Origin of the sequence: Rossellomorea vietnamensis NBRC 101237 (genome assembly GCF_001591825.1) — a bacterium.
GTDB lineage: Bacteria > Bacillota > Bacilli > Bacillales > Bacillaceae_B > Rossellomorea > Rossellomorea vietnamensis.
Genome location: NZ_BCVQ01000030.1, coordinates 17,713 through 40,480, shown reverse-complemented (window position 1 = coordinate 40,480; position 22,768 = coordinate 17,713). Strand labels below are relative to the sequence as shown.

27 protein-coding genes and 1 riboswitch are annotated in these 22,768 nt (G+C 45.1%); of the genes, 13 read left to right on the top strand and 14 right to left on the bottom strand.

Features of this window, described 5'->3' with window-relative positions; translation table 11 throughout:
• Positions 1-17 precede the first annotated feature (17 nt).
• The 5 genes from BVI01S_RS14855 to yidD all read right to left on the bottom strand — a co-directional run bounded on the left by BVI01S_RS14855 (position 18) and on the right by yidD (position 4,709).
• Positions 18-740, bottom strand: coding sequence for a 3-ketoacyl-ACP reductase (locus tag BVI01S_RS14855; RefSeq protein WP_061810776.1), 723 nt, complete (start codon positions 738-740; stop codon positions 18-20).
• A gap of 117 nt (positions 741-857) precedes the next feature.
• The gene (locus tag BVI01S_RS14850) at positions 858-1,889 is read right to left on the bottom strand and encodes a cytochrome d ubiquinol oxidase subunit II (RefSeq protein ID WP_034765498.1); all 1,032 of its coding nucleotides are present in this window, start codon (positions 1,887-1,889) and stop codon (positions 858-860) included.
• A gap of 18 nt (positions 1,890-1,907) precedes the next feature.
• A complete protein-coding gene (locus tag BVI01S_RS14845; RefSeq protein ID WP_034765501.1) occupies positions 1,908-3,266 on the bottom strand; it encodes a cytochrome ubiquinol oxidase subunit I in 1,359 nt (452 codons plus the stop codon).
• Positions 3,267-3,393: 127 nt separating this feature from the next.
• On the bottom strand, positions 3,394-4,311 hold the full coding sequence (locus BVI01S_RS14840; RefSeq protein ID WP_061810781.1) for a metal ABC transporter solute-binding protein, Zn/Mn family: 918 nt from the start codon (positions 4,309-4,311) through the stop codon (positions 3,394-3,396).
• Between the two features lie 161 nt (positions 4,312-4,472).
• Positions 4,473-4,709 carry a membrane protein insertion efficiency factor YidD gene (gene yidD / locus BVI01S_RS14835; RefSeq protein WP_061810775.1) on the bottom strand — a complete coding sequence of 79 codons (237 nt, stop codon included), beginning with the start codon at positions 4,707-4,709 and terminating at the stop codon, positions 4,473-4,475.
• Positions 4,710-4,886: 177 nt separating this feature from the next.
• Between yidD and BVI01S_RS14830 the strand changes: the two genes are divergently transcribed.
• Positions 4,887-5,360 carry an S-ribosylhomocysteine lyase gene (locus BVI01S_RS14830; protein ID WP_034765503.1) on the top strand — a complete coding sequence of 158 codons (474 nt, stop codon included), beginning with the start codon at positions 4,887-4,889 and terminating at the stop codon, positions 5,358-5,360.
• A gap of 41 nt (positions 5,361-5,401) precedes the next feature.
• Here the strand turns inward: BVI01S_RS14830 and ytzI are convergent, their stop codons facing one another.
• Positions 5,402-5,575 (bottom strand): YtzI protein, encoded by a 174-nt coding sequence (gene ytzI / locus BVI01S_RS22590; protein ID WP_224522108.1) that lies wholly within the window; start codon positions 5,573-5,575, stop codon positions 5,402-5,404.
• Positions 5,576-5,731: 156 nt separating this feature from the next.
• Here ytzI and BVI01S_RS14825 point away from each other — a divergent pair, with 156 nt between their 5' ends.
• Entirely contained in the window at positions 5,732-5,914 is a 183-nt protein-coding gene (locus BVI01S_RS14825) for a hypothetical protein (RefSeq protein WP_061810774.1), read from the top strand.
• 57 nt (positions 5,915-5,971) lie between these two features.
• On the opposite strand, the gene BVI01S_RS14820 is transcribed toward BVI01S_RS14825, so the two are convergent.
• The gene (locus tag BVI01S_RS14820) at positions 5,972-6,217 is read right to left on the bottom strand and encodes a DUF6154 family protein (RefSeq protein ID WP_060672906.1); all 246 of its coding nucleotides are present in this window, start codon (positions 6,215-6,217) and stop codon (positions 5,972-5,974) included.
• 205 nt (positions 6,218-6,422) lie between these two features.
• Here BVI01S_RS14820 and BVI01S_RS14815 point away from each other — a divergent pair, with 205 nt between their 5' ends.
• The 3 genes from BVI01S_RS14815 to ytkD all read left to right on the top strand — a co-directional run bounded on the left by BVI01S_RS14815 (position 6,423) and on the right by ytkD (position 7,775).
• Positions 6,423-6,812, top strand: a complete 390-nt coding sequence (locus BVI01S_RS14815) for a phage holin family protein (protein ID WP_034765507.1) — start codon at positions 6,423-6,425, stop codon at positions 6,810-6,812.
• A 56-nt stretch (positions 6,813-6,868) separates the two neighbouring features.
• A complete protein-coding gene (locus BVI01S_RS14810) occupies positions 6,869-7,207 on the top strand; it encodes a hypothetical protein (protein ID WP_034765509.1) in 339 nt (112 codons plus the stop codon).
• A gap of 94 nt (positions 7,208-7,301) precedes the next feature.
• Complete coding sequence (gene ytkD, locus BVI01S_RS14805) at positions 7,302-7,775, top strand: RNA deprotection pyrophosphohydrolase (RefSeq protein WP_061810773.1); 474 nt, start codon at positions 7,302-7,304, stop codon at positions 7,773-7,775.
• Here ytkD and BVI01S_RS14800 read toward each other — a convergent pair.
• From BVI01S_RS14800 to BVI01S_RS14790, 3 genes are all read right to left on the bottom strand, one after another.
• Positions 7,765-8,565, bottom strand: coding sequence for an ABC transporter permease (locus BVI01S_RS14800; protein ID WP_439951113.1), 801 nt, complete (start codon positions 8,563-8,565; stop codon positions 7,765-7,767). The genes ytkD and BVI01S_RS14800 overlap by 11 nt on opposite strands.
• Positions 8,546-9,322 carry an ABC transporter ATP-binding protein gene (locus BVI01S_RS14795; RefSeq protein WP_034765516.1) on the bottom strand — a complete coding sequence of 259 codons (777 nt, stop codon included), beginning with the start codon at positions 9,320-9,322 and terminating at the stop codon, positions 8,546-8,548. The genes BVI01S_RS14800 and BVI01S_RS14795 overlap by 20 nt, the downstream gene beginning before the upstream one ends.
• 69 nt (positions 9,323-9,391) lie before the next feature.
• Entirely contained in the window at positions 9,392-10,348 is a 957-nt protein-coding gene (locus BVI01S_RS14790; RefSeq protein WP_156030222.1) for an ABC transporter substrate-binding protein, read from the bottom strand.
• Positions 10,349-10,579: 231 nt separating this feature from the next.
• Here BVI01S_RS14790 and BVI01S_RS14785 point away from each other — a divergent pair, with 231 nt between their 5' ends.
• On the top strand, positions 10,580-11,362 hold the full coding sequence (locus tag BVI01S_RS14785; RefSeq protein WP_034765524.1) for an alpha/beta hydrolase family protein: 783 nt from the start codon (positions 10,580-10,582) through the stop codon (positions 11,360-11,362).
• A gap of 26 nt (positions 11,363-11,388) precedes the next feature.
• Positions 11,389-11,631 (top strand): DUF2584 domain-containing protein, encoded by a 243-nt coding sequence (locus BVI01S_RS14780; RefSeq protein WP_034765527.1) that lies wholly within the window; start codon positions 11,389-11,391, stop codon positions 11,629-11,631.
• Positions 11,632-11,670: 39 nt separating this feature from the next.
• Here the strand turns inward: BVI01S_RS14780 and BVI01S_RS14775 are convergent, their stop codons facing one another.
• Positions 11,671-12,003, bottom strand: a complete 333-nt coding sequence (locus BVI01S_RS14775; protein ID WP_034765530.1) for a hypothetical protein — start codon at positions 12,001-12,003, stop codon at positions 11,671-11,673.
• Positions 12,004-12,168: 165 nt separating this feature from the next.
• Here BVI01S_RS14775 and BVI01S_RS14770 point away from each other — a divergent pair, with 165 nt between their 5' ends.
• Positions 12,169-12,729: a biotin transporter BioY gene (locus BVI01S_RS14770; RefSeq protein ID WP_034765532.1), complete on the top strand. Its 561-nt coding sequence runs from the start codon at positions 12,169-12,171 to the stop codon at positions 12,727-12,729.
• A 38-nt stretch (positions 12,730-12,767) separates the two neighbouring features.
• On the opposite strand, the gene BVI01S_RS14765 is transcribed toward BVI01S_RS14770, so the two are convergent.
• Complete coding sequence (locus tag BVI01S_RS14765) at positions 12,768-13,559, bottom strand: GNAT family N-acetyltransferase (RefSeq protein WP_061810771.1); 792 nt, start codon at positions 13,557-13,559, stop codon at positions 12,768-12,770.
• Positions 13,560-13,741: 182 nt separating this feature from the next.
• Between BVI01S_RS14765 and BVI01S_RS22585 the strand changes: the two genes are divergently transcribed.
• A complete protein-coding gene (locus BVI01S_RS22585) occupies positions 13,742-13,891 on the top strand; it encodes a lmo0937 family membrane protein (protein ID WP_106298475.1) in 150 nt (49 codons plus the stop codon).
• Between the two features lie 61 nt (positions 13,892-13,952).
• Here BVI01S_RS22585 and pckA read toward each other — a convergent pair whose 3' ends face one another.
• Positions 13,953-15,542, bottom strand: coding sequence for a phosphoenolpyruvate carboxykinase (ATP) (gene pckA, locus BVI01S_RS14760; protein WP_061810770.1), 1,590 nt, complete (start codon positions 15,540-15,542; stop codon positions 13,953-13,955).
• Positions 15,543-15,861: 319 nt separating this feature from the next.
• Positions 15,862-16,005: riboswitch (SAM riboswitch) on the top strand.
• 216 nt (positions 16,006-16,221) lie between these two features.
• On the opposite strand from pckA, the gene metK reads away from it, so the two are divergent.
• Complete coding sequence (gene metK, locus BVI01S_RS14755) at positions 16,222-17,424, top strand: methionine adenosyltransferase (protein WP_061810769.1); 1,203 nt, start codon at positions 16,222-16,224, stop codon at positions 17,422-17,424.
• 113 nt (positions 17,425-17,537) lie between these two features.
• On the opposite strand, the gene BVI01S_RS14750 is transcribed toward metK, so the two are convergent.
• Positions 17,538-18,053 (bottom strand): gamma carbonic anhydrase, encoded by a 516-nt coding sequence (locus BVI01S_RS14750; protein WP_034765544.1) that lies wholly within the window; start codon positions 18,051-18,053, stop codon positions 17,538-17,540.
• An 84-nt stretch (positions 18,054-18,137) separates the two neighbouring features.
• Here BVI01S_RS14750 and BVI01S_RS14745 point away from each other — a divergent pair, with 84 nt between their 5' ends.
• The 3 genes from BVI01S_RS14745 (at position 18,138) to BVI01S_RS14735 (ending at position 22,753) form a co-directional block, all read left to right on the top strand.
• Complete coding sequence (locus tag BVI01S_RS14745; protein ID WP_061810768.1) at positions 18,138-18,941, top strand: alpha/beta hydrolase; 804 nt, start codon at positions 18,138-18,140, stop codon at positions 18,939-18,941.
• Between the two features lie 13 nt (positions 18,942-18,954).
• Positions 18,955-20,028, top strand: coding sequence for a tetraprenyl-beta-curcumene synthase (gene tbcS / locus BVI01S_RS14740; RefSeq protein WP_061810767.1), 1,074 nt, complete (start codon positions 18,955-18,957; stop codon positions 20,026-20,028).
• Positions 20,029-20,350: 322 nt separating this feature from the next.
• Positions 20,351-22,753 carry an immune inhibitor A domain-containing protein gene (locus BVI01S_RS14735; protein WP_061810766.1) on the top strand — a complete coding sequence of 801 codons (2,403 nt, stop codon included), beginning with the start codon at positions 20,351-20,353 and terminating at the stop codon, positions 22,751-22,753.
• The last annotated feature ends 15 nt before the right edge of the window (positions 22,754-22,768 follow it).

Here is a 22,768-nt window from a genome sequence, read left to right as displayed (position 1 = left end):
GGCTTTCTTTCATTCATTTAAAACGGATTCGTCGCCCACTGAAGGGATTGTTTGATGAAGATCCTCTGGTGTAATTTCAGCTGGGATACCATATGCTCCGCCAAATCCTCGGGCTGCATATACTTTTCTTTGTCTGCGTCCTCAAGCTTATCTCCAAAGGTAAGATCCGTTGCCACCAGGCTCGGATTCAGGGTCATGACACGGATGTTATGTTTTCGGACTTCCTGCATCAGTGCCTCTGTCATTCCTTGGACGGCAAACTTCGATCCACTGTATGCCGTGCTTCCTTCAGTCCCTTTCAAGCCGCTGCTGGATGAGATATTGATGATGTCCCCCCGGTTTTTCTCGATCAGCTGGGGCAGGACCGCACGGGTTACATAATAGGTTCCGAATACATTGACCTCAAAGGTCCGTTTCCACTCTTCGGGATCTATGTCCAGGAACGGTCCGTACGTTCCGATACCGGCATTATTGATTAAGATGTCTGCCGGTCCCAATTCATTTGTAAGTTTTGAAACGGCCATATCCACTTGCTCCATATCGGAAATATCAGCTACAGCGACACTGGCTTTCACTCCAAGGGATCGTGCTTCCTCCGCGACTTGTGCCAGGGTGCTTTCTGTGCGCGCGATCAACCCGACATGCACGCCTTCACGGGCAAGCTCTAATGCAGTCGCCTTTCCGATTCCCCGGGCAGCTCCCGTAATATATGCCGTTTTGCCTTTAATCGTTTGTGCCATCTTCCATCATCCTTTCCATTAGGTTCTATCGTAAGTGTAAAGTGTAGGAGTGCAGATAGGCAACTAATCTACCTGCCGGATAAGAATGAAAAAAGCCCCGGGAGTCCCGGAGCGCACTTATTCACTTTTTTGCCGTAAGTACCGTTTATCATTCATGAATAAACTCCAGAAGTAGACAAAACCAGGGAACAGGATGATGAACCCGACGATATAGGTGATGAATACAGCCTTAAAGGAGTTGGGATCGGTAAAACCCGATTGGATCGTAACCTCAGGATAGATGATATAAGGTAAATGTGCTTTACCGTACACATAACTTGCCAGTACATATTGAAAGGTAACGGCAATGACGGCCACCCGGGGCATCCCTTTCATCCCTTCCTTATTCGTCGGCAGGAACAATGCACCTCCGGCGACGAGGAACCCGAGAAGGGAGACAAGTAGGATCGGCAGGTCATCCATCATACGATCGTATATCCATCTTGCTTCATTTTTCATGGTGAACATGATAAGAAAGGCCATGACAACCGATATGGGACCGATGATCAGAGCGTCCCGGCGATATACCTTAAAGGCTTCGAATTCCTTTGAAGCCTTGGAGTAGTCAGCGAGAAGCAGAGATGACAGAAATAACGTACTTGCGACGGCGAAACCGAAGAAGGCATATTCATGTGGACTACTAAACAATTTTCCCAGGTGAAGGGTCTGTCCGTCGCTGAAATCAATATAAGGGCCATGGGAAATGGGCAGTACACTGATGAGCAGTCCCGGAATCAATAACCCGGTGATCCCTGTGACGTAGGTGAGCGGCTTTCTGTAGTCATCTGCTACATGAGAGAATACAAGGAAGGCACTCCGGAGGGCCAGAAGTAAAAGAATCAGGCTTCCTGGAACGAGCAATACGGTACCTAACGAATAGGCGGCTCCGGGGAACATACTGTACACGGCGACGACCAGGGCGACGATGAATGTATTGGTGACCTCCCAGGTCGGGGACAGATAGCGATTGGCGATATTCGTCGCTTTCGTTTTGTCATGATTGATGTAGATCATCGACCAGAATCCTGCCCCGAAATCCATCGTTGCCATGACGGCATAGATAAAAACGAATCCCCATAGGATCGTGATGGCAATCAATGATTGTGTCATATCTTCACCTCCTGCTGTTTAAGTTGATAAAGGAATATCCTTGTGACTCGCTTCCGCTTTGGTAATATCCTTTTCAGGCGGATTCCGTTTGAAATAATAGAGAAGAACGAGAACGACAGAAACGGCCAAAATCGCATAAACCGAAACGAATAGGATGAAGAGGGTTCCTAAGTTCCCTGAAGTGGTCACCGAGTCTTCCGTACTGAGAATACGGTAGATCGTCCAAGGCTGACGGCCTGTACAGGCGAAGATCCATCCGAATTCGATGGCCATGATCGACAGTGGCCCACCTGCAACGAATGCCCACATCAACCATTTCGGGAATCGGTCTTTTTTCAGTAACTTGTTCCATACATAGGCGACCAGTGACAGTAAGATAAGCAGTGAGCCGATGCCTACCATCGCGTTGAAAAGTGTATGGACGAATAGAGGTGGCCAATATTCCTCGGGGAAATCGTTCAATCCGATCACTTCCGTATCGAAACTGTTACCGGCAAGGAAACTGAGGGCCCACGGAATTTCAATCCCCCACTTCACTTCTTGAGTGACTGGGTCGGTGAATCCTCCAACCGAAAGCGGAGCATGAGTCTGGGTTTCAAACAGACCTTCGGCAGCTGCCAATTTCTCAGGTTGATACTCATGGAGCTTCTGGGCTGATTCATGTCCATTAATGGCGGTCAAGAATGCGAAGACACCCCCGACTAATAAGCAAATCATGAGCGATTTGCGGTGAAAGGCATAAATCCTTGATCCGAAAGAAGATCGGAGCATTTTAAATGCGGATACCGTTGCAATCGTGAACGACCCGACTACATAGGCCGATAACGCCACGTGTCCGGCCGTCACGAAGAAACTCGGATTAAAGAATGCTTTCCACGGATCTACGTTGGTGATTTGCCCGTTTATGATTTCAAATCCCGCAGGCGTTCCTTCAAACGCATGTACATTGGTGATCAGTACGGCTGAAGCAAGACCGCCGATGGCGACAAGGACCAGGCTCACGATCCTCATCCACGGTGCGATTCGACTTGCTGCATACACATAAATGGACATAAACAATGCTTCCACAAAGAAAGCATAGATTTCAATTTGAAACGGCAGGGCCATGACGCGCCCGATGACCTCCATGAATCCCGGCCAAAGGAGTGACAGTTGAACGCCGGCGATCGTCCCTGTAGGGATTCCCACCCCTAACAGGACGGCAAACGCCTTCGTCCAGCGCTTCGCCATCACGGAATAATCCAGGTCATTGGTCCGTTGAAACATGATTTCGGCCACGAGGATCATTAACGGAATACCCACTCCAAGTGTGGCAAAAATGATATGAAACCCCATTGTGATCCCAAACATGGACCGAGCGATTACTAATTCATCCATTTTCAAATCTCCCTTACTAGTCTTTAACATTTCCTTATTGTCCACTTAATGGAAAATAATATTCATGTTTTTTAGGAGGGAGGGTTTAAAAAAAGAGCAGCCACCGTGGCTGCTCTTTTCACTTATTCTACTGCAATGCTTTTTTCAACGTATCGATGTTCCTTTTCATCAGTGAAAAATAATCCTCATCCTTTTTTCGATCATCTGCTGTAAGGACGGATAAATTATGAAGTGTCAGTGACTTCGCACCGAGTTCATTTTGGACGACTTCTGTCAGACGTGAAGAGACGTTTTGTTCAAAGAGGATGTATTGAACATTGTCTTTTTTTGCTTTTTCGATGATTTTTTTCAGCTCCTGCTGGGACGGTTCATTGGCTGTGTTCAAGCCGGCGATGGCTTCCTGGTGAAGTCCATAGCGTTCTTCCCAATAGCTGTAGGCGGCGTGGGACACGTAAAATGTCTTCTTTGGCGCATTGTCAGCCATCTTTTTGAACTCAGTGTCCAACTCGTCCAGGTCACTCGACAAAGCTTTAAGATTCGCCTGGAACTCATCCTTATGCTCGGGCATTTCCTTCGAGAGGGTGTCGGTGATGTTCTTGGCCATTTCCTTCGAATATACGGGATCCAGCCATATGTGAGGGTCCACATCATGGTGATGGTCGTCATGGCCGTGTTCATCAGCAGCTTCTTCATGAGGCACTTCGATACCTTTGCTTGTCGGTACCACAGTAACGCCTTCATTCTCTAATAGTGATTTGGAGTTTTCAACGAATCCTTCAAGACCCATTCCAACATAGAAGAAAACGTCCCCGTCGGCCATCTTCATCATATCTTTCTGAGATGGTTCGAAGGTGTGTTCATCGGCCCCAGGAGGGTAGATGCTTTCAACATCCACATAGTCCCCGCCGATTTTTTTGGTGAAATCCTCCAGTGGATAGACGGTTGTGTAAATCTCTAACACATCTTTCTTTTTGCCGTCCTGACCGGAGTCGGCTCCGCAGGCAGACAATACGAAAATCAATAATAATAGCATACTCATGCGAATATAGTTCAAGAGGAATCCTCCTTTTTAGTGGTGTTTGTTTCTTAACTGTAATGATTACGATTTAGCACAAAGGTTATTTTACTACCGATAGGGGGAATAAGCAAGGTAAATGGATTGTTTTTATAAAAAAAGACTGCCTCCCGATTTGGAGCCAGCCTGAATCATTTATCTTTTTGCCGTGGCCATTCTTCCGGCACGTGGTCGATCCCTCCAGGATGAAATGGGTGACATTTCACGATCCGCTTGATCGTCAGCCAGCCGCCCTTTAGTGCACCAAACCGGCTAACGGCTTCGACACCGTAATGGGAGCAGGTAGGATAAAAGCGGCAAGTAGGGGGTTTAAGAGGAGAAATGACGCGCTGGTAAAACTTGAACAATACTAACAATACTCGTTTCATGATCCGTCTCCCTGTTGATTTTCTTTTACTATATCAGAATCTGGAGGGGGATTAAAAGGTTTTGGCCTGTCAGCCCAGGTGGAAAAATAGGATTTCCGCCTAATTCAGATTAAGTTGATGAAATAACTATGAATTTACGTTATACTATGAAGTAGAAACTAAATGGGAGTGATTTTAATGCCTTCAGTAGAAAGCTTTGAATTAGATCATGATGCAGTGAAAGCACCATATGTGAGACATTGCGGTGTCCATAAAGTGGGAAGCGACGGACTTGTGAATAAGTTTGATATCCGTTTCTGTCAGCCGAACAAGCAGGCGATGAAGCCTGATTCGATTCATACTCTTGAGCATTTATTAGCCTTCACGATCCGGAAATATGCTGAGCCGTATGCTCATTTTGATATTATTGATATTTCCCCGATGGGTTGCCAAACAGGCTATTATTTAGTCGTTAGCGGTGAGCCGAAAGTGGAAGAGATCATCGACCTGTTGAATGCTACCATGAAAGAAGCGGTAGAAATCGAAGAAATCCCTGCAGCCAATGAAAAGCAATGCGGGCAGGCGAAGCTTCATGATTTAGAAGGAGCCAAGAAACTGATGCGTTTCTGGTTGAGTCAGAGCAACGAAGAATTGAAGCAAGTATTTGCATAAAGAAAAACCACCGTTCATCATGAGCGGTGGTTTTTTTGAATTTATTCTTTCTTTTCCTCATCCTGTTTCATCTGTTCGAGGTGAGGATTGTTTTCGAGTGGATCGACTGTATGTTTAACGGTTGTATAGGCTTTGGACGTGGTAAGGGCACTGACGAAAATCACCAGGATACATATGACAACCGCAATAATCAGAACAAGAGTCATTGACATCATGAAACCCCCTTTTTTCACTATTTTACCATATAAGGATCAGCCATATAGGAGAAAAAACAACATTTTTATGACGTTTCCTATGTTTTCCATTGGATGTTTGTTATTCTGAATATAGTATGCACAATCCTTGAAAGACGAAGCGAGGGGGAAGATACCATGGAAATGTCTTCTATAATGGGAAAACAGGTGGCTGAGCTTCAGAGGACGCTCAGCATGAACCTGCTTAAGAGCCAGATGGCGACTCAAACGGCTCAGGTCACGGTGATGATGAGGGATATGCAGGCCAGTCAACCTGCTCCTCATCCAAGTAAAGGACATGCAGTGGATATAAAAGGATGAAAAAAGCGTTGCTCCGGGTAATCGGGGCAACGCTTTTTTTTGCGAAAAGGTTTCGGCTTAATGAAGACTCTTCTTTTCAAGCCTCACCCGTTCCTCGCTGTTGGACCATTTTTCTTTCAATGTTTCGAATATGTATAAGCGGAAGAAGTATTGTAACTCTTCTGTTTCCATTTCCTGGATCATTTCCAATAATTCATTCCTGGATGTATCTTCTAAGATTGTAAGGGCAATGAGGTCTAAGTCTTCGTCGGTACCTTTGATTCTTCCACGGTACATTTCATAAATCTCTTCGATTAACTTCATGCACTTCACCTCCCTTTTGTTCCATTTTAACATGAACGTTTATGAATTACTCTACATATTATGCTAGGACAACTCTTATTTGTCTTTACCCTTTTATCGGACTTTTTAACCGCGTAAAGGCGTTCTGCCGCTGCGTCGTCGTTTCACTGGTGATGAAAAAGTTGTCTTTCGATAAACCAGCTACTAGAAAAAGGAGATGCTTTAATTGGAGAAAAGCTTGCTGTTCGTTGGGTCGGGTCTCAGTGCCCTTATTCTAAATTTATTCGGAGAGTGGGACATGCTGATTACATTCCTGTTGATCGCCGTGACCCTCGATTATTTTACAGGGATGATTGCAAGCGGGATCGAAGGAAAGCTTTCAAGCAAATTCGGTGTAAGGGGGATCGGCCGGAAAGTGCTGATTTTCTCGCTTGTCACAGTTGCTCACCTTATTGATACTATACTAACAAATCAACACTTTATTCGTAATGCTACGATTATTTTTTATTTATGCAATGAGTTGATTTCGATCATTGAGAATGTCGGGAGAGCCGGAGTGCCCGTACCGGAATTTTTACGGAAAGCGGTTGAAGTGTTGAAGAAGAAATCCAAGTGAATAGAATTCCGTCAATTGAGGAAAATGAAGGGTAAGTACAGTGAAGGAGTGGGAAGATGAGCGAAGAACGACATGATTATTATATTGAAGTGGCCACCGGTGAAATTTCAAGAAGCTCGACGGATTCCGAATGGAACTTTAAAATATCTGCGACCGATGAAGAAATCACCCAGCTCCGGGAAGTGTTCGATTCCAATCATTCGGTCGACTGGCAAAATTTCTACAGGGCTCACGTTCCTTATGTTCAATATCATTTTGACCGGGAAAATGATGCCTATGATGAAAACCTGCATCAAGTGTATGAAATGCTTCACCGGCTGGGAGATGAAGACGTCAAGACTTTCATCGAAAGCATAGGCATCCTCGACTCCAAGCCCCATGAAGATCACGAGTAATGATAAAAGTGTTGGTTCAGAAGTGATATCTGTGGACCAATGCTTTTTATTTGTGGTTAGATGAAAGAAAGTGTGTACGGATGAGGTGACGTAGATGGAACGGTTTATAGATGAAAATGACAAGAGAGTGGAATTATCCTTCCAAAAGGGGGAGTTTCAACAGGATTCCTGCCATGTCCTTGTAATCTGCCGCTATAAAGGCAGATGGTTATTGACCCGTCATAAAAAAAGGGGTCTCGAGTTCCCGGGGGGAAAGAGGGAAAAGGGGGAGACCCTGGAGGAAGCTGCGATTCGCGAAACGTTTGAAGAGACGGGGGGAGTGATCAAAGAGCCTCTTTTCATTGGGGAATATAAGGTGTTTGACCATACTCCATTTGTCAAAACGATTTTCTTTGCGGAAGCAGAAGAGATGATCCAAAAAGATGATTACCTGGAAACAGAAGGATCCGTGCTTTGGGACGGTGATTTTACACAGATTCACGAAGACCCTTCCTTTAGTTTCATCATGAAGGATCGGATGGTGGAATCGGCCCTGAAAAGAGTGAGAGAACGCGATCTTATGACTTGATCCATTTCTTCTCGAGCTGCTCCACGAGCTTATACATAATGGTTGCGAATACGGCTATGACGAGTAGGGAGAGGAGGACAAGGGTGAAATTGAAGACCTGGAATCCGTAGATGATCATGTATCCGAGACCTTTGGCGGACACAAGGAATTCACCGACGATGACACCGACCCAGGATAACCCTACATTGACTTTCAAGGTCGAAATGATCGTAGGGAAGGAAGCGGGAAGGATGACTTCTTTAAACATCTGTCCCCGTTTCGCACCGAATGTCTGCATCACCTTCAAGTAGTTCGGGTCGACTTCCCGAAAGGATGTATAGACGACGATGGTGGTGATGATGACAGAAATGACAGTCCCCATGGCAATGATGGACGTGAACCCCGGTCCGAGTCCGACAATCAAGATCGGTCCGAGGGCAACCTTAGGCATGGCATTCAGGATGACAAGATAAGGGTCCAATACTTTCGAAAGAAACGGAGACCACCAAAGTAAAGCGGCAAGCAGGGTCCCGAGCAGGGTGCCGAGGATGAATCCGATGACGGTTTCACCAAGTGTCACAGACAGATTGGCTAACAGGCTACCGTCCCCCAACTTCACGATAAACAACTTCCATATCTTCGAAGGCGAACTGAAGATGAGGGGGTCCACCCAGCTGTTTCGGCTGGCGATCTCCCACAGTGAGAAGAAGACGGTGAAAATAAGGGCCTGATAAAACAAAACCCATCGCTGCTCCCTTTTCAATGATTGAATGTATTCCTGGTGTTTTTGTTTAATCGATTCTTGATTCAAGTTTCTCAAGCTCCTTCCAAATCGTCTGGAAAAATTCCGGATACGCTTCATGATTTCTGACCTCGAAAGGCATCAATCCCTTTAACGGCTGTGGCACTTCGAATATGATATGAACACGCCCCGGTTTCGAACCGAATAAAATGATGCGATCACTCATGGAGATTGCTTCCCCGATATCATGTGTGACGAGGATGGCCGTTTTCCCGAAGGACTTCAAAGTAGAAAATACCAGATCCTCTAACTTCAATTTCGTTTGATAATCAAGTGCAGAGAAAGGTTCATCCAGGAGAAGCAGTTGAGGCTCGGTGATGAGTGTCCGGATCAGTGCGACCCGTTGACGCATTCCCCCTGACAATTCCCGTGGGTAGGATGACTCTACACCCTCAAGGCCCATTTCCTTCAATAAAGCATGTGCTTCTTTTCTTTTATCCTCTGTCAGGTTCCCCATAATTGCCAAACCGAGGAGAATATTCTCTTCAATCGTCTTCCACGGAAACAGATAGTCCTGCTGAAGCATGTATCCCAATTTCTTCTTCATATTCCTGATGGGCTTATTGTGTAAGGTGACGGTTCCTTCTGTCGGTTGAATGAGACCGGCAATGATGGAAAGCAGCGTCGTCTTTCCGCACCCCGATGGACCGATGAATGAGACGAATTCCCCTTCCTCTACCTGTAATGTTATGTCTGTAAGGGCATGGGTGGCCGTTTTCGGTGAAAAGTAGGTGTGGTGGACGGAATCGATCGATAGAAAGTTCACTGTTTTAAGCCTCCATTTTCGAATTTTTTTACAACGGAAGGGCTGACATGTGTCAGCCCCCGGGTATTGCTACTTTGCCGCTTTTTCAGCGATGGAAGTGTTTACGAGCGTTTTGTGATCGATGGACTGAGGGAGTTCCCCTGCTTCATCCATGATGGCCTGAAGATTGTTCCACTCTTCTTCATCCAGGATCGGGTCTGTTGCGAAGGACCCTTGAGATTTATACCGGTCGACAACCGTCTCAATCAGGTCCACTTCCGTATCTTCGAAATATGGCTCAATCACTTTGGCGATGTCGGCCGCTGAATGTTCTTCCACCCATTGCTGAGCTTTGTAAAGGGCTTTCGTGAATTTCTCCACCGTTTCTTTGTTTTCTTTCATATAACTGTCTTTCGCCATGAAGGTTGTATACGGCACATGCCCTGATTCGGTGCCAAAGGAAGCGACGATATGGCCTTTGCCTTCTTGTTCGAAGATGGAGGCGGTTGGTTCAAATAATTGGACGTAGTCGCCAGTACCGGATGCAAAGGCATTGGCAATATTGGCGAAATCAATATTCTGAACCAGGTTCAAATCGTTCTGAGGATCGATGCCGTGATTCTTTAACACGAATTCCCCGACCATTTGCGGCATGCCGCCTTTACGCTGGCCAAGGAAGGTCGAACCCTTCAACTGATCCCATTCGAAGTTCTCCACCTTTTCCCTGGAGACGAGAAACGTACCGTCGGTTTGGGTTAATTGAGCGAAGTTGATGACGGGATCATCCGAGCCTTGTGCATGGACGTAGATGGACGTTTCAGAGCCGACCAATGCGACATCCGCACCGTTTGATAATAGGGTGGTCATTGTTTTATCCCCTCCCCATGTGGTGGTCAGTTCGATGTCGAGTCCTTCTTCTTTAAAGAATCCTTTTTCAATCGCTACATATTCAGGTGCGTAAAAAATAGAGCGGGTCACTTCCGCTACACGAACCTTCTGGACAGCCTCCTCTTTTTCTCCACATGCCGTCAATCCAATAGTCAGCATAAGAATAAGGAATACACCTAAACCGCTTCGAAGCCATTTTTTCAATTTAATCTTCCTCCTTTACTTTTCCACGTAATCAGTAGTCGGGATGAGTGCAGCCCTGCCTTGTTTATTTCGTTGGCAGTAGGGTAGGATGGTCATAAAGCAACGTGAATTCAATTTGCTAAAATAGTCTATGTAGAGTATAAAAAATGTGTGAATACCCATAGCACGTTTTGAAAGGAAGAGAATATGAAGAACGGAATGATCGTGAAGAAAACGTTGTTTCCCTCTCCGAACCCACATGTCGAATTATATGAAATCACCTATCTATCCTCGGGACTGAGGGTGAAGGGCTTACTGGCTGAGCCTGTTTTAAAGGGTACATACGATGGTTTCCTCTATTTAAGGGGAGGGATTAAAGGTGTAGGCATGGTCAGGCCCGCCAGGATCGCTCAGTTTGCATCACACGGATTCATCGTGTTTGCGCCATATTACAGGGGGAACCTGGGGGGAGAAGGGAATGAAGATTTCGCCGGCGATGACCGTGAAGATGCTGTTGCAGGCGTAGAACTGTTGAAAAATCACTCCCGGGTGGCAAAGAATCGTATCCATGTTTTCGGCTTCTCGAGGGGTGGCGTCATGGCCCTGATGGCAGGGATCGAGTCGAGGGACGTGACGTCCATCGTCACATGGGGAGGCGTGTCTGATATGTTCTTGACGTATGATGAACGAAAGGACATGCGTAGAATGATGAAGAGGGTGATTGGGGGAAGTCCGAATAAAGTGCCCGAACGATACGAATGGAGGACTCCCCTGTATTCACTTGAAAACCTTGAAGCACCGGTCTTGATCATTCACGGTGAAAAAGATCAGAACGTTTCCGTCGAGCATGCATATAGATTAGAAAAACGATTGAAGGAGCTCGGGAAGCGGGTTTCGTCCCATTATTTCAAAGAGTTTACGCACTACTTTCCGCCCCGGAAGAATCAAGAGATTGTTTCCCTACTCTGTTCATGGATGAAAAATCAATAAACTAATAAGGATTGAGGTCATATAAGATGGGCATGGGTCTTGAGTTGAATACGATGATTGTGACAAAAGGAAAAGAAGTGAGAAAAGAAGAGAATCTGTTTCAGCTTCAAAAGGACGGATACCGCCTCTATCCGATGCATCTTCCCATAGATGTGAAAAAAACGAAGCAAAGTGATCCGAGTGGTTTCGGGAGAATTGAAAAGATGGAGTGGAAGGATGAGAAGACGACGATCGTCTACCGGCTCATTTCCCTTAATTCCACCAATTGAAAACGGAAGGCTGTAAACTACTGCTTACAGCCTTCCGTTTTATTTGATCTCCTCATATAGCAGATAGCGGTTATCCTTCGTTTGTGCGATTAGATAGTTCTTGTGGTCTTTTACGCTATAAATGGGGGTACCTTCCGCCAGCGTATTGGCGGTGAAATTATTGACGGGGTGATACTTGGTTTCGATCTTTTCTTTAATGGATCCCACCTTTTTCTGAAGGGTGAGTTTCTTCTCGGCAGATACCTTCACATACTGTTTGTCGTTCACGACCATCATATCCCCATACCCGCATAATTCATACGATGCAGGCTTCTTCTCCCCGCAGGCACTCAATAGGAATACACATAACACTAATACGGCCAGACGCTTCATATGTCTCCTCCTTTTCCATTCCGCACATACTCAAAAGATATTCAAGCTTGTACGCTAACATGATATTTTTTCCGCTTTTTTTATGGAAATGGTGCTTCCTTAATTCCTGGGATTTGTGTAAACTTAATGGTATAAGAAGTTTACATACATAAGGGGGATTTACAAATGAATGGAGAAAAACTGCGGATGATCATTCACTGTGCCATCTTTGCTGCCATGACAGGAATTTTCGCACAGATTGAAATACCACTGCCACTCGTTCCCATCAGCGGCCAAACCCTGGCAGTCGGGATCACGGCTACGATTCTTGGAAGCAGATACGGGGCGCTGTCCTTGATATGCTATGCGGCACTGGGCGCGGTAGGGGTCCCGGTGTTTGCCGGTTTCAGTGGAGGGGCACAAGTCCTGGTCGGTCCGACCGGAGGCTATATTTTCGGATTTATCATTGCGGCTTACTTTACAGGACTCATTCTTGAAAAAACGAGATTTACGATTCCGATGGCGATGATCGCCAACACGGTCGGCATGATCATCACGTTGATTCTTGGGACCATCCAACTGAAATTTGTGGCGGATCTTGGCTGGAGTCAGGCGATGGCAGCGGGGGTTTATCCATTTATCGTCGTGGGACTTATTAAAGCATTCCTGGCAAGCTGGATTGGAATCACAGTGAGAAAACGCTTGGTACAGGCGAAATTGATCCAGAACCGGAACGTGGCAGCATAAGAAAAAAGTGGACTCCTATTTTTAGGAATCCACTTTTTTTAGTTGAATTTATACATTGACCAATAACCAATGTCTTTAAAGCCGATACGCTTATAAATTTTTCCTGCTTCCGGATTGTCATAAAAAAGGCATAGTTCTTTTCCTTCGTTCAACACGTCACGGCAAAGCTTTGTCATGCACTCTGTTGCGTAGCCCTTTTTCTTGTATTGGGGATGTGTGCATACGGCGACGATCATGGCGGACATGCTGTTTTCCGCCGTGGTGGATGCGGAAGAAACGAACTTTCCGTCCTCTTCTACATAGTAACTGCGGGCTACGCCCTTTTCCATCCCATGCTTTCTTTTCTCTACGGTAAAGTCTCCTCCGCTGAATTCCGGGATAGCGTTCAACAGTTCCACGAGTTGAGGTAGATCGGTGAAAGAAGCTTCTTTCACATGAGGAAGCTCCCGGTCTTCCATGGAAGATGCACTGTCACATTTGGCGTAATACATATGTCTTTTCGAATTGATTTCCCTGGATAAGAAGGGTTCAACTTCAGTGACAATCCGTTTCAATCCTGAAACGATGCTGTAGTCTTTTGTTTCGTTGATAATGGCAGCAAAGCCTTCTGCATCAAAATCCCCTATGGAAAAAGGGATGAAATTTTCCCTGTATTTGAGGAGGATCCCCCTGAGATTTCCTTCGTCATCAAAATCTCCCCAAATCTTCTGGAAATCCTGTTCATATCCAAATGCTTCTATGTCCCCGATGATGAACAAGTTCTCAGCAGGCTGCTGCTGAATGAGTCGCTGACAAATAACATGATCTTTCTCTGTAAGCTGTCTGATCATCTCAATTCCCCCTGTGAAATTTAATCATAATCATACCAAAATTAGTAATATTTAGTAAAGTGTTATTTTCTTTGGAATCGTAAAAAAAGAATAGGGAAATGGTAGCGGTTTTAAAAATCATCTTTTAGGGAAACTTATGATCAATAACAGTTTTTCTATAACAGTTCTAAGGAGGAGCACACATGCTTTGGACCATCATCGGAATCTTATTAGTTCTTTGGTTACTAGGATTGATCTTTAAAATCGGTGGAGCCGTCATCCATGTTCTACTGATCATCGCCGTTGTCGTATTCTTATTCAACAGAATCACCGGCCGCAAAAAAGGGCTATAACGATAACAAAGGTCCGTCCCTCAATCCTGAGGGACGGACCTTTGTATGTTGGTTAAGTGACTTATTTAACGGACGGGCCGCCTTTTTGTTCGATTTCAGAAGGGACGTTCGAGAATTTCTTGAAGTTCTCGTTGAATTTGTGAGCAAGTTCTTTTGCTTTCACTTCATAAGCCGCTTCATTGGACCATGTCTTCTTAGGTTGAAGTACTTCGTCTGGAACACCAGGAACGTGAACCGGGATGTTCAGACCGAAAATCTCGTCTGTTGCCGTTTCCACATTCGTAAGTTCACCCTCAAGTGCCGCCTGGATCATGGCGCGGGTGTAGGAAAGCTTCATGCGATTCCCAACTCCGTATTCGCCGCCGGTCCAACCCGTATTCACGAGGAATACCTGAGCATTGTGCTCATCGATCTTCTTACCGAGCATTTCTGCGTAACGAGTGGCAGGAAGCGGAAGGAATGGAGATCCAAAGCAAGTTGAGAAAGTTGCCTGTGGTGAAGTGATTCCACGCTCTGTACCTGCAAGCTTAGATGTATATCCACTTAAGAAATGATACATTGCCTGTTCTTTTGTCAGCTTGCTGATCGGAGGTAATACGCCGAAAGCATCAGCTGTTAAGAAAACAATCGTATTCGGGTGTCCTGCGATACTTGGCTCCACGATATTTTCCATCGCTTGAAGGGGGTAGGCAGCACGCGTGTTTTCTGTTAAAGTGTTATCATCATAATCCGCGATGCGGGACATATCATCAAGAACGACATTTTCAAGGACCGAACCGAAACGGATCGCATCGAAGATCTGAGGTTCTTTTTCACGTGTCAGCCCGATGCACTTAGCATAGCATCCGCCTTCGATATTGAATACGCCGTTCGGGGACCAGCCGTGCTCATCATCACCGATCAAGCGGCGGTTTGGATCAGCGGATAAAGTCGTTTTCCCTGTACCGGACAATCCGAAGAACAATGCTACATCGCCTTCACGACCTACGTTCGAAGAGCAGTGCATGGAAAGGATGTCGGATTCAGGAAGTACATAGTTCATGACCGAGAAGATGGATTTCTTCATTTCACCGGCATATTCCGTACCGCCGATCAACACGATTCTTTTTTCAAATGAAACGATGATGAACGTTTCAGAGTGAGTGCCATCCACTTCTGGATCAGCCTTGAAGTTCGGTGCTGAAATGACGGTGAATTCAGACTGATGATCTTTTAACTCTTCTGTTTCCGGGCGGATAAATAATTGGTGGGCAAACAGATTATGCCAGGCAAACTCATTGATCACCTGGATCGGCAGTCTATGTTTCGGGTCTGCACCTGCAAACCCTTTAAATGAAAATACTTCTTCTTTTTCTTTTAAGTATTCGATGACTTTCGTATATAATTTATCGAATGATTCCGAAGAAATCGGCTGATTGACAGAACCCCATTCGATTTTATCTTTCGTCGTTGGTTCTTCTACAATAAATTTATCTTTAGGAGAGCGTCCTGTGTATTTACCAGTTTCTGCTCTGATTGCACCTGATGAAGTTAAAACGCCTTCATTTCGCTGAAGGACCTTTTCGACTAGTTGAGAAACAGATAATTGTTCCTGGATGTTTTGACCGTTAAGTAATTCCGTTAATTCATTAGACATGCTCACTGAATTCATTCGAACCCTTCCTTTATATAAATTTATTTAAATGGTATCGTTTACTTTACAAAAATAGTATAACACAATCAAGCTATTAGTCTATACTATTTATTTAATTTTATAATGTGTCTTCATTTTGTCACATTTCTTGACCAAATAAAGCTTGTTTCTTCTTATTAATATGAAATGCACCTCTCAATGATTAGCCTCATTACCCCATTAGGTTATGTACATGATAAAAAACAGGCTGAAACCACGAAATGAATGGTTAAACCTGTCATTCAAAAAAAGTTGACACCACTTGTCCTAACCGTTATCATTGTTCCTTGAACGGATACTCTTATCCTGAGCTGGTGGAGGGAGCAGACCCTATGAAACCCAGCAACCTGCTAAATAGTGAATGGATCCATTTCTTTAATGAATCCGATTAAGCGAAGGTGCTAAACTGAGGCAAGGTCTCTAAAACCTTGAACGATAAGAGAGAAAAGGCGCGGCTATGATCTGAAACCTTTCCTCTGAAACTTTTTTCCCCGAGGAAGGGTTTTTTCTGTTTATAGTGGACCACATGCACATAAATCATGATTTATTTATAAAAGAATCATGTTTACTTCATACTACTTAGGGAAATGAGTACCGTATCTGTTTACTGTTTTGTCAGAAGAATCGTTCTGACAAATATGCTTAAGGAGGAACCTTGATGTCAACTAAACGTCGTCTGTTTACATCTGAGTCCGTAACCGAAGGACATCCAGATAAAATTTGTGACCAAATTTCTGATTCAATTCTTGATGCAATTCTGACCAATGACCCGAATGCACGTGTAGCGTGTGAAACGTCTGTCACAACGGGTCTTGTGCTTGTTGCAGGTGAAATCACTACGAATACGTATGTTGATATCCCGAAAATCGTTCGTGAAACGATCCGTGAAATTGGCTATACCCGTGCGAAATACGGCTTTGATGCTGAAACATGTGCAGTTCTGACTTCCATTGATGAACAGTCTGCCGATATCGCTCAAGGTGTCGATCAGGCCCTTGAAGCCCGTGAAGGTCAAATGACGGAGGAAGAAATCGATGCAATCGGTGCAGGTGACCAAGGATTGATGTTCGGATTCGCTTGTAATGAAACGAAAGAGCTTATGCCTCTTCCGATTTCCCTTGCCCACAAAATCTCCCGTCGTTTAACGGAAGTACGTAAAGAAGAGATCCTTCCTTACCTTCGTCCGGATGGAAAAACACAAGTAACCGTCGAATACGATGAAAACGATAAGCCGGTCCGCATCGACACGATCGTTATCTCTACTCAGCATCACCCTGAAGTGACGCTTGAGCAAATCCAACGCAACCTGAAAGAATATGTCATCGACCCGGTTGTACCGAAAGAACTGATCGATGAAGAAACGAAATATTTCATCAACCCGACTGGACGCTTCGTAATCGGTGGACCACAAGGTGATGCAGGTCTGACAGGACGTAAAATCATCGTTGACACTTATGGCGGATACGCACGTCACGGTGGCGGTGCCTTCTCTGGTAAGGATGCAACGAAAGTGGACCGTTCAGCGGCTTATGCAGCGCGCTATGTAGCGAAGAACATCGTGGCAGCGGGACTTGCTGAGAAATGTGAAGTTCAATTAGCGTATGCAATCGGTGTGGCGAAGCCCGTATCCATCTCCGTTGATACATTTGGAACAGGGAAAGTATCAGAAGATGTATTAATTGACGTTGTGAGCAATAACTTTGACCTTCGTCCTGCAGGAATCATCAAGATGCTTGACCTTCGTCGTCCGATCTACAAGCAGACAGCAGCTTACGGACACTTCGGCCGTAACGATCTTGATCTTCCTTGGGAACGCACAAACAAAGCGGATGCGTTGAAAGCAGAAGCATTAGCTGAATAAGGAAAGATAGAAGAGACCAACACTTTTTGGGGTGTTGGTCTTTTTGTTGATGATCAAAAGAAAATCTTCCATGAGTATTCTCAAGGAGGATGGGGTATCCCAAGTATAGGAAGTTAAAACGGTTTGATGTTCTTATAGTACTGTCCTTTTTCTGCGTATTCCCTTGAAATACGCTTCATTTCACTGATATCGTGCTCATTGAGCTCCCTCACGACTTTTGCCGGCCGTCCGAAAGCAAGGGTATTTGGCGGGATGACTTTCCCTTGTGGGACAAGGCTTCCGGCTCCGATGAACGCTCCTTCGCCGATTTCGGCATTGTCAAGGATGATGGAGCCCATGCCGATCAATGCCTTTTTCCTGATTTTGCAGCTATGTAGGATCACCCCATGGCCGACGGTCACTTCATCTTCAAGGATAAGAGGGTTATTTGGACTCTGATGGAGAATGGAATTATCCTGTATATTTACTTTATCCCCGATCTTTGTGGGAGCGACATCCCCCCTGATGACGGTATTGAACCAGATACTTGATTCTTCACCGATCTCCACGTCCCCTGAAATGGTGACATAATCGGCGATGAATGCCGAACGGGCGATGATGGGTTTCTTATCATAATACGGATAGAGCATTTTTTACTACCCCTTTCAATAATATTTATTATAATAATGGTAGCAGAATTCATTCATGGAGAGAACTACAAAGGAGGAATTGCCATGTGGAAATGGGAATCAGATCAGGAGGCAAAGGCAGTCATCGTCATCATTCATGGAGCGATGGAACATCACGGAAGATATGGTTGGCTCATTGAAATGTGGCGTGCATCAGGCTTTCACGTCATCATGGGTGACTTACCCGGTCAGGGAATGACGTCAAGAAGCCAAAGGGGACATATCGATTCCTTTGATGAGTACATTGTGGAAGTGAAGGACTGGGTCCAGGCTGCCTATCAATTTGAACTGCCCGTCTTTGTGATCGGCCATAGTATGGGCGGTCTGATCGCCATACGACTCCTGCAGGAATCCCACGTGAACGTAGCAGGTGTCATTTTATCCTCGCCATGTTTGGGATTGGTTACCACCCCGGCTAAACCGGTCGAGCTATTATCCCTCGGCTTAAATAAAATCGCTCCGATGGTGAAGTTCCCGTCAGGTTTAACCATCGATATGGCGACAAGGAACGCAGATGTTCGGGAAATCGACAGCAATGATACGCTTTATATCACGAAAGTATCTGTCCGCTGGTACAGGGAGCTTGTACAGGCGATGAAGGCAGCATTTGCCAACCTGGAAAAAATGCCTGACGTCCCATTGCTTGTGATGCAGGCGGGGGATGATAAAATCGTCGAAAAAAAGACAGTGAAAAAATGGTTCAATGAGCTGTCATTATCTGAAATGCATTACAAAGAATGGCCAAAGTGCTATCATGAAATTTATAATGAACCTGAAAGAGAAGAGATCTATGAGTATTCTAAGATCTTCATTGAAAGCAGATTGAAAGCGCTGGGATACATTTTGTAAAAGAGGTGATGAAATGTCGATACCAAGTGATCCCTTTTCATTAATGACAAGAGTGTACCGCACCGTTTTTCCCATCGTGCACGAAGAATTGGACGGCTGGAAAAAGCGGGCGGAAAAAATACCGAATCAGGAACTGAGGAATCAGGCACTTGCGAGCATCCAGCATAAAACATTCCATTGCGAGGGAGGATCGATCCTTTCCCTTCTGGCATTGGAGCATAAAGCAGATACGATCCGGTTCATCGTCGCGTATCAGACGATCAGCGATTACCTGGATAATCTGTGCGATCGCAGTGTGTCCCTTGATCCCGATGACTTTGCCCTCCTGCATCAGTCCATGAAGGATTCCTTGACGGTGGGGGCAGAACCCGTCAATTATTATGCTTTAAGAAGGGATCAGGATGATGGAGGATACCTGAGGGATCTGGTCCTGACCTGTCAATCCGTTCTGCGCAGCTTACGTCATTACGAAAGCATCAAGGATGATCTCCTGGAACTGTGTGAGTATTATTGTGACCTTCAGATACATAAACACGTGAAGAAAGAAGAGAGGGTGGCGAGGCTTCAAGGATGGTTTGAAACCCATCGCCCGAAGCTGCCTGAAATGGACTGGTATGAGTTTTCTGCTTGTTCAGGTTCGACCCTTGGCATCTTCTGCTTGGTCTCTTATGCCAATCGAAGTGACTTCAAGCCATCGTATACGGAGAAAATCAAGCGGGGCTATTTCCCGTACATACAGGGATTACATATCCTTCTCGATTACTTCATCGATCAGGATGAGGACCGGGAAGGGGGAGATTTGAACTTCTGCTTCTACTATGAAAATGATGAGCATTTAAAAGAGCGTCTCATCCATTTTCTGCAGAAGGCAGATGAACATACCCATGAACTTCCCCATGCTCACTTTCACCGTTTGATCAATAAAGGACTCATCGGGGTTTACCTGTCTGACGACAAAGCCAGTAAACAGGCAAGCGTCCAATCCTTCTCCAAACAATTCATCGGAGAAGCCGGCTGGATCACCAAATTCTTCTACCTGAACGGGAAAATCTACCGCAAATGGAGAAACCGCAAAAAAACATCTTAATAAACGATCGAGGGACGGACCTCCGAAATACTTCGGAGGTCCGTCCCTTTTTCTGTCTGTTTTGCCCAACCAAAGTTGGACACGGTCACACAATAAGAGACCAAATATACCATAATTATACATAAAATTTTTGTTGATTTTCCCGGTTTGGTGACAATAGTCCTTGTTTTCTGTCGGGGGCACATGAATCTTTTTAACTATATTCTTTTTATTTCGTAATACTAAATAACCAAATACTATCTGAATATATTTACTTTTCAGAATAGTGGAGTATATTGTAGTTAGTGTAAAAATTTAGTACATAACTAAGGGGGAATCGTGCTTGAAATCACGTAAAGTATTATCCATGGCCATGGCTGCCGCGCTTAGTGTAGGGGCATTTGCTGTACCTGCATCAGCTGCAACCGTAGGACCTCAGAATGTATTAGCGAAGCCAACGGTGAAATATGATCATAAGCATGGTGGGGGTTTTGATTTAGGGATTGCAAATGATGAACGCCTGATCGAGATGCTGAAGAAAGAAGGAACGATCAAGAAGAATGCTACTGCTGCAGAAGCTCAGAAGGGATTGCAAAAATTCCTGAAAGCGAAAGCGGATTCTGCTGAAAAACATCCAGGGGAACTACAGGATGAGGTAGCGGAAACTAAGGCCAAACTGAAAAAAGAAATGAATAAAAACGGTTTGACTCATGGTAAAGGAAATAAGCTTGGACATGCAAAGAAGAATAAACCTGACCCGGTTGAAGAAGAAGCATATGACGGTGAGAAGCGAACAGATGAAGTATTGGTCCTTCTCGTTGATTATCCGGACAAGCCTCACAATTCAATGACGGCTGATGAAACAGATATGTATTACGAGGGAGAAGACGCTTATTCCCGTGAGCATTATCAGGATATGTTGTTTGGTACAGGCGGATGGGAAGGTCCAGACGGAAAGACGTATGTATCAATGAAGCAATACTATGAGCAGCAATCGGGTGGAAGTTATTCAGTAGATGGTGAGGTAGCCGGCTGGTATACAGCGAAAAAACCTGCTGCTGAGTATGGTGGAAACTATCCGACTGAAGATGGTAGTGATGTCAACGCAAGAGGTCTCGTAAAAGAAGCTTTGGCAGCTGCTGCAGCGGATCCAAATGTGGACCTTGCGGATTATGACAAATGGGATCGTTACGACCTTGATGGAGACGGAGATTATCTTGAGCCCGACGGACTTGTCGATCACTTGATGGTCATTCACTCAGGTGTCGGTGAAGAAGCAGGTGGTGGATCACTTGGCTCAGATGCTATCTGGTCACATCGTTGGAGTTTAAATGGAGTAACTCCAATCGCTGGAACAGAAGCGGAGGTTGACTATTGGGGCGGCGCAATGGCTGCTTATGACTACACAATCGAACCAGAAGACGGTGCAGTTGGAGTCATGGCCCACGAATTCGGACATGATCTAGGATTGCCGGATGAGTATGACACGCAGTACACAGGAGCTGGTGAAGCAGTCAGCTACTGGTCCATCATGGCAAGCGGAAGCTGGGCTGGGGATATCCCTGGTGCGCAGCCAACAGGTTTCAGTCCTTATGCAAAGGAAATGCTTCAGGCTTCAGCTGTAGTGGATAACGAAGGTACAAAAGGTAATTGGCAGACGGGAACTGAAGTGAACCTTGAAGACTTAGATAGTAAAGGAATGGAACTTCTTCTGGACGAAGCTGCTACAAAAGGAACAAATAATGATGTAGTAAAAGTGAACCTTCCTAAAAAAGAAGTAAAAGGAATTGATCCAGCCTTTGGTGAAAAGTACTACTATAGTACAAAAGGAGACGACCTCAATACAACATTAGTGTCTCCGGAGTTCGATTTAACCGACGCTACAACCGCTTCATTCGATTTCAAAACGTTATATGATGTTGAGTATGGATATGACTACCTATATGTGACGGCTAAAACAGCGAGTGGTGAGGAAGTAGAATTGGATGTCATCGGTGACCAGGATACAAATGGTGATGGAAGTGCTGAAACAACCAATGGTGAATGGGTCGATAAGTCCTATGACCTAAGCCAATTTGCAGGTGAGAAAGTGACGCTTGAATTCAACTATGTAACGGATGGCGGCTTGGCTCTTGACGGCTTCGCTATGGATAATGTAACACTGACAGTTGATGGAAATGTCGTGTTTGAAGACGATGCTGAAGGGGAACCTCAATTCGAAATGGATGGTTTCGTAGCTTCCAATGGTATCGACTACAAAGATCACTACTACCTGCTTGAATGGCGCAGCCACAACGGTGTGGATGAAGGTCTAGCAAACATCCGCCGTGGTGCAAGCCTGATGGAATACAACGAAGGATTAGTTGTATGGTATGTGGATAATTCATTTACTGATAACTGGACTGGTAAACATCCGGGAGATGGATACCTTGGAGTTGTCGATGCAGATCAAAAGACAAACTATTGGAGCGATGGTACAGTTGGGTCTACCCGTTACCAGATCCACGATGCTGCATTCAGCCTGAACAAATCAGAAAAAATGTTCCTTGATTACACTGATTTACTAGGCATCACAATGAAAGACAACCACACTGCCCGAAACCCATTATTCAGTGACAGTGCGGATTACAGCAACAAAGGATTGGTAGATGCTGGACGTAACGTACCGAACTACGGATTGAATTTCCGTGTAACAGGAGAAAGTGCTGACGGTACAGTTGGTAAAGTGTTACTTTACAAAAAATAAGCAAGCAAAAAGGGT

Coding starts and splice junctions, on each gene's coding strand:
- BVI01S_RS14855 (WP_061810776.1), bottom strand. CDS start 740: ATGGCACAAACGATTAAAGGCAAAACGGCATATATTACGGGAGCTGCC.
- BVI01S_RS14850 (WP_034765498.1), bottom strand. CDS start 1,889: ATGACACAATCATTGATTGCCATCACGATCCTATGGGGATTCGTTTTT.
- BVI01S_RS14845 (WP_034765501.1), bottom strand. CDS start 3,266: ATGGATGAATTAGTAATCGCTCGGTCCATGTTTGGGATCACAATGGGG.
- yidD (WP_061810775.1), bottom strand. CDS start 4,709: ATGAAACGAGTATTGTTAGTATTGTTCAAGTTTTACCAGCGCGTCATT.
- BVI01S_RS14830 (WP_034765503.1), top strand. CDS start 4,887: ATGCCTTCAGTAGAAAGCTTTGAATTAGATCATGATGCAGTGAAAGCA.
- ytzI (WP_224522108.1), bottom strand. CDS start 5,575: ATGATGTCAATGACTCTTGTTCTGATTATTGCGGTTGTCATATGTATC.
- BVI01S_RS14825 (WP_061810774.1), top strand. CDS start 5,732: ATGGAAATGTCTTCTATAATGGGAAAACAGGTGGCTGAGCTTCAGAGG.
- BVI01S_RS14820 (WP_060672906.1), bottom strand. CDS start 6,217: ATGAAGTTAATCGAAGAGATTTATGAAATGTACCGTGGAAGAATCAAA.
- BVI01S_RS14810 (WP_034765509.1), top strand. CDS start 6,869: ATGAGCGAAGAACGACATGATTATTATATTGAAGTGGCCACCGGTGAA.
- ytkD (WP_061810773.1), top strand. CDS start 7,302: ATGGAACGGTTTATAGATGAAAATGACAAGAGAGTGGAATTATCCTTC.
- BVI01S_RS14790 (WP_156030222.1), bottom strand. CDS start 10,348: ATGCTGACTATTGGATTGACGGCATGTGGAGAAAAAGAGGAGGCTGTC.
- BVI01S_RS14785 (WP_034765524.1), top strand. CDS start 10,580: ATGAAGAACGGAATGATCGTGAAGAAAACGTTGTTTCCCTCTCCGAAC.
- BVI01S_RS14780 (WP_034765527.1), top strand. CDS start 11,389: ATGGGCATGGGTCTTGAGTTGAATACGATGATTGTGACAAAAGGAAAA.
- BVI01S_RS14775 (WP_034765530.1), bottom strand. CDS start 12,003: ATGAAGCGTCTGGCCGTATTAGTGTTATGTGTATTCCTATTGAGTGCC.
- BVI01S_RS14770 (WP_034765532.1), top strand. CDS start 12,169: ATGAATGGAGAAAAACTGCGGATGATCATTCACTGTGCCATCTTTGCT.
- BVI01S_RS14765 (WP_061810771.1), bottom strand. CDS start 13,559: ATGATCAGACAGCTTACAGAGAAAGATCATGTTATTTGTCAGCGACTC.
- BVI01S_RS22585 (WP_106298475.1), top strand. CDS start 13,742: ATGCTTTGGACCATCATCGGAATCTTATTAGTTCTTTGGTTACTAGGA.
- pckA (WP_061810770.1), bottom strand. CDS start 15,542: ATGAATTCAGTGAGCATGTCTAATGAATTAACGGAATTACTTAACGGT.
- metK (WP_061810769.1), top strand. CDS start 16,222: ATGTCAACTAAACGTCGTCTGTTTACATCTGAGTCCGTAACCGAAGGA.
- BVI01S_RS14750 (WP_034765544.1), bottom strand. CDS start 18,053: ATGCTCTATCCGTATTATGATAAGAAACCCATCATCGCCCGTTCGGCA.
- BVI01S_RS14745 (WP_061810768.1), top strand. CDS start 18,138: ATGTGGAAATGGGAATCAGATCAGGAGGCAAAGGCAGTCATCGTCATC.
- tbcS (WP_061810767.1), top strand. CDS start 18,955: ATGTCGATACCAAGTGATCCCTTTTCATTAATGACAAGAGTGTACCGC.